Raw genomic sequence first — 5,355 nt, 5'->3', positions numbered from 1 at the left:
CGCATCTCGGCCTTTGACGTCATACTCGATGACCCCATTCCCGGCAAAGGCCAGGTACTGACCGAACTGACCGAGTTCTGGTTGCGCAAGCTGGCCCATATTGTGCCCAATCACGCTACCGGCATTGCGCCCGAAGATGTGGTGGCGCCCGACGAACGCGAGCAGGTCGCGGGCCGGGCCATGGTGGTAAAGCGGCTTAAACCAGTCATGGTCGAAGCCGTGGCGCGTGGCTACCTTATTGGTTCGGGCTGGAAAGACTACCAGGCTACCGGCGCTGTTTGCGGTATTACGCTGCCGGTGGGCCTTAAGCAGGCAAGCCGTCTGCCCGAACCCATATTTACGCCGGCCGCCAAGGCCGAGGTGGGCGCCCACGACGAAAACGTCGATTTTGCGCATGTGGTGGCCGAAGTCGGCCAGGACATGGCCGAGCAAATTCGCAGTGTTACCTTGCGGCTGTACGCAGAAGCTTCGGCCTTTGCTGCAAGCAAAGGCATCATCATTGCCGACACCAAGTTCGAGTTCGGTCTTGACGAAGACGGCAAACTGCACCTGATGGACGAAGTGCTTACCCCCGATTCTTCGCGTTTCTGGCCTGCCGACCAGTACGCCGAAGGCCTCAGCCCGCCGTCCTTCGACAAGCAGTTTGTGCGTGACTGGCTTGAAACCCAGCCCTGGAACAAAACGGCTCCTGCGCCCCGTTTGCCTGCCGACGTCATTCAGAACACCGCAGCCAAGTACCGCGAAGCCGTAACCCGTCTTACATCGTAGTTTCCCACTTCTTTGTCTATTGCCCGCCTGCCGGGCTTTGTGCTGAAACCTCTTATGAGCACCTCTGCCGCCACTTCCAACGATGAGCATCCGCTGATCGGTATCATCATGGGCTCGTCTAGCGATTGGGGCGTCATGCAACACGCGGCCGACATGCTGCGCGAGTTTGGCGTGCCCCACGAAACGCAGGTCATTTCTGCCCATCGCATGCCGGAGGACATGGCGCAGTACGGCGCCCGTGCGGCAGAGCGGGGCCTGCGCGGCATCATTGCCGGAGCAGGCGGGGCGGCGCACCTTCCGGGCATGATGGCGGCACTCACCCCCGTACCCGTATACGGTGTACCCGTACCCTCGCGCTATCTGCGCGGCGAAGACTCCTTGCTGTCCATAGTGCAGATGCCAAAGGGTGTGCCGGTTGCCACGTTTGCCATCGGCGAGGCCGGTGCAGCCAACGCCGCCTTGCACGCGATTGCCTGCATGGCGGTGACCGACCCGGCCTTACGTGCCAGGCTAGAGACCTTTCGCGCCAAACAAACTGAAGCCGCCCGCGATATGGTTGTACCTCCGCCCGAAAGCCAGGCAGGCTGACCGTGACGCATTCTTCACAAACCACACCCATCGCGCCGGGTAACTGGCTGGGCATGGTGGGCGGCGGCCAGTTGGGCCGAATGTTCTGTCATGCCGCGCAAAGCATGGGCTACAAAGTGGCGGTGCTTGACCCTGCCGAAGGCTGCCCGGCCGGCGTCGCCGCCGACCTTCATATCGTGGCCGCGTACGACGATGAAAAAGCGCTGGACCGCTTGGCCCAGTTGTGTGCCGCAGTGACCACAGAGTTCGAGAACGTACCTGCGGGCAGTCTTGCACGGTTGGCCGCCGGAACGCGTGTCAGCCCCGCGGCACGTTGTGTCAGCATTGCGCAAGACCGCATTGACGAAAAAGCCTTTTTATCCGGGGCCGGCATACCTGTTGCACCCCATGCCGCCATACTGAAACCGGCCGATCTTGACCGAGCCGACGACGCTCTGTTTCCCGGCATACTCAAATCGGCCCGCCTGGGCTACGACGGCAAAGGCCAGGTTCGTCTGGCCAGCCGCGGCGAGGCGCTGGCGGCGTGGCAGGCGTTGGGCGGTGTGCCTTGCGTGCTCGAGGCGCTGGTGCCACTGGCTTCTGAAATATCGGTGGTGGTTGCTCGAGACGTGCATGGTGCCGCCGTGGCCTATACCCCCTCGGTCAACGAGCACCGCGATGGCATCCTTGCCATTTCCACGGTGGCGCCGGCCGCGGATGCGGCAGCGGCGGCCCTGAACGAGTCAGCCGCGCGCATTGCGCAAGATGTGGCCCATGCGCTGGAATACGTGGGGGTCATGTGCGTCGAGTTTTTTGTCTTGAGCGACGAAAGCCTCATCGCTAACGAAATGGCGCCGCGCCCGCATAACAGCGGGCACTACACCATCGATGCCTGCGTGGTCAGCCAGTTCGAGCAGCAGGTGCGCGCCATGGCGGGTCAGCCCCTGGGCGACCCCAGTTGTCTTTGCGCTTCGGTCATGCTGAACGTGCTGGGCGACATCTGGTTCGATCCACAGGGGAACCAGCGCGAACCGGACTGGTCGAGTGTGTTGCGGGTGCCGGGTGCGAAACTGCATCTGTACGGCAAAGCCGAAGCGCGCGCAGGCCGCAAGATGGGGCATGTCACGGTACTGGGTGCAACGCTCGAGGCGGCTCGCCACGATGCTAAATTGGTCGCTGCCGCGCTGGGCATTCAATTTTGATCAACGCCAATGCAAAGCCGCGTGAGCTCATTGAACAACGACACGACAGATCCCATGCTTGAAGTGGCGGCTCAGCGCTTGTTAAGCGGTGGGCTAGTGGCGTTTCCGACGGAAACGGTTTATGGCCTGGGGGCGGACGCTGAAAATGTAGAGGCGGTCGCACGTATTTACGCGGCCAAGGGTCGCCCCGCGAACCACCCGGTCATTGTGCACCTTCCGCCAGGCGGCGATCTTGGCCATTGGGTCAGCGATGTTCCGCGCGAGGCGCAGTTGCTGATTGATGCGTTCTGGCCGGGGCCGCTTACTTTGATTTTGCCTCGGGCTGAAAATATTCCGTCGGCCGTTAGCGGCGGCCAGGACACGATCGGGGTGCGTTGTCCTTCGCATCCGGTGGCGCAAGCGCTGCTGCACCGTTTTGCACAGCTCAAAGGCGGGCAGGGCGGGGTGGCGGCACCTTCGGCGAACCTGTTTGGCCAGGTGTCTCCCACCTTGGCCGAGCATGTGCGCGCTGAGTTTGCTTCGCTGGGCGAAGACCAGCTGCTTATTCTCGAGGGCGGAGCCGCCCAGGTCGGTATTGAATCCACCATTGTTGATCTGTCTCGCCTGGATCAAGGCGTGGGGCCGGCGGTACTGCGCCCCGGGCACATTACTGCGGCGGATATTGCGCAGGTGCTGGGTTTGAAAGCGGACGAGATCAGTGTTGCTTCTGGCAACGAGGCTGAAGCCGATGCGTCGGGCATGCCGCGTCATTCAACGGCTGCCGGGGCAATGGTGCCCCGTGTCTCGGGTTCTTTAAAGGCGCACTATGCGCCCCGTACGCCATTGTGGGTTGTGCCCAAAAGCAAGCTCATAGAATACATTGAGCACGGCGCCGCATCCGGCGAACGCGTGGCCTGTGTATCTTTCGCCTCACCTGAAGACGACGCGGTGCTTAATGATGACAAGGTGGACTGGCTGGTGGTGCAGGAAGACGCTGTCGTGTACGCCCGCGAGCTTTATGCCCTGTTACGGCGCCTCGATGGCGGTGGCTATGGTCGTCTGATTTTTGAACAGCCGCCCATATCCGGTTCGTGGCGTGCCGTCAATGATCGCTTGGCACGCGCGGCTGCGGCGTTTTTGCGCTAGCTCCTGCGGCGCACGCAACGCCCAACGCATATTCAGAAGGCGGCACGATTCGCCCTGAATTTGTTACGCAGGATTACTAAAAATTTCGTTTGCCGCTACACTTTGCACCTTCACACAATATCAATGAAGGCGTGAGTTTCATGGCAGCATGGTGTGGGCGCAGGTTTGCTGCGTGCGGCGCGACGGGGCGTTTTGCGACGACGTTAGGGGTGTTGGCGGTGGCGTTGGCCGCAGCTGCAGGCGGGGCATCCGCCACCACCCAGAACTTCGTCGACGACGAGTTCAACAGAAGCGGGGCGCTAGGCCTTATCCGGGCTCAGTACGCTTACCAATATGGGTACACGGGCAAGGGTGTGCTTCTTGCCATTCTCGATACGGGGCTCGACGTCCACCACCCGGAATTCGCCGGGCGCATTTCACCGTGGCGCATGAACTTTGTGCCCGGTTTTCATGAGCTTGACGTTTCGGATGTTGAACCCTCCGGCAGCATCATCGGCCACGGAACCCATGTGGCAGGGCTGGCGGCTGCTGCCCGTGATGGGGTGGGCATGCACGGCGTGGCGTACAACGCCACGGTGCTGCCTTTGCGCACCGGCTTTGCGGCGCATGAACTGGCCCACGCCTATGAACGCGTGTTTTACAGCGGTGCCAAGGTGCTTAATGGCAGCTACGGCCCGTTGGTGATGGCGCCGACCCACTTCGAGGACCCGTCGCACCCGCGCTACCGGCAGAGCAATCCCGGCTTTGTGCGCCAGGATCATGCCGTCTTCACCGAGTGGACGATGGCGCAGGCAGACTATCTTAAACAACTGGCTGAGGCCGATGTTCTGATGGTGTTCGCAGCCGGCAATGATCGGCAGTTTCAACCGGGCGATTATTCCGCCTCTCCCGCCGGTCTGGGCCTGCTCCCGTTGATCACGCCGGCCAATACCGCGGCCGGCACGTTTTATAAGGTCATGGATCCGGAGTTCGACTATGACCGCTACGACCCCGCCACCTGGACCTTACTATCTAATTCGGATCCTGCGCTGTTATCGGAAGATAACTCCAGCCTGCAGGGCGCGTTAATCGCAGTGGTGGCTACCCGGCCCGATGGCGAAATTGCCATCTACAGCAATTGGTGCGGTTTTGCCAAGGCCTGGTGTCTGGCAGCACCGGGCGGTGGCACCGGCGAGGCCGAGCATACGCGCCCCTTGCTTTCGACGCTTCCGTACAGTAGCTACGGGCCGATGCAAGGCACGTCCATGGCTTCTCCTGTAGTGGCGGGCGCGGCCGCCGTGCTGCGAGAAGCCTTTCCTTACATGAGCGCTCGTCAGATCATCGAGGTGATTCTTACAACGGCCAACAGCGGCGGCATCTGGGCCGACAGCAATATTTACGGTCATGGCATGCTCGATCTGGGCAGGGCCGTGCGCGGCCCCGCCGTGTTTGGCGAGAGCGGTTTCCCATCCGTATTCAGCGTCGATACGCGTGGATACAGCTCGCTTTGGAGCAATGACATCAGCGGGTCGGGGGGGCTGGCCAAGGCAGGAGCGGGCGTGCTTACCATGACCGGCAATAACAGTTATACCGGCGCCACCACGATTCGCGGCGGCAAGCTGGTGGTCAACGGCTCGATCGCCAATTCAGCGCTGCTTACCATCGGTAAAGATGCAGCCCTGGGCGGAAGCGGTATAGTCGGCAACACGCGTGT

The 5,355-nt window shown here is 61.7% G+C and carries 5 protein-coding genes; all 5 read left to right on the top strand.

Annotated elements, in window-relative coordinates; all coding sequences use genetic code 11:
* Positions 1-768 (top strand): phosphoribosylaminoimidazolesuccinocarboxamide synthase (locus tag VL003_RS06725; RefSeq protein ID WP_325440849.1); only part of this gene is annotated, 768 nt, incomplete at its 5' end.
* 54 nt (positions 769-822) lie between these two features.
* Complete coding sequence (gene purE / locus VL003_RS06720; protein ID WP_325440847.1) at positions 823-1,356, top strand: 5-(carboxyamino)imidazole ribonucleotide mutase; 534 nt, start codon at positions 823-825, stop codon at positions 1,354-1,356.
* A 2-nt stretch (positions 1,357-1,358) separates the two neighbouring features.
* On the top strand, positions 1,359-2,537 hold the full coding sequence (locus tag VL003_RS06715) for a 5-(carboxyamino)imidazole ribonucleotide synthase (protein WP_325440846.1): 1,179 nt from the start codon (positions 1,359-1,361) through the stop codon (positions 2,535-2,537).
* Positions 2,538-2,546: 9 nt separating this feature from the next.
* Positions 2,547-3,662 carry an L-threonylcarbamoyladenylate synthase gene (locus VL003_RS06710; RefSeq protein ID WP_414708257.1) on the top strand — a complete coding sequence of 372 codons (1,116 nt, stop codon included), beginning with the start codon at positions 2,547-2,549 and terminating at the stop codon, positions 3,660-3,662.
* 140 nt (positions 3,663-3,802) lie between these two features.
* Positions 3,803-5,355 (top strand): S8 family serine peptidase (locus tag VL003_RS06705; RefSeq protein ID WP_325440844.1); only part of this gene is annotated, 1,553 nt, incomplete at its 3' end.

Source organism: Pusillimonas sp., assembly GCF_035515275.1.
In the GTDB taxonomy this organism is placed as follows: Bacteria; Pseudomonadota; Gammaproteobacteria; order Burkholderiales; family Burkholderiaceae_B; genus Pusillimonas.
This window is presented reverse-complemented; position numbering and strand designations above follow the sequence as displayed.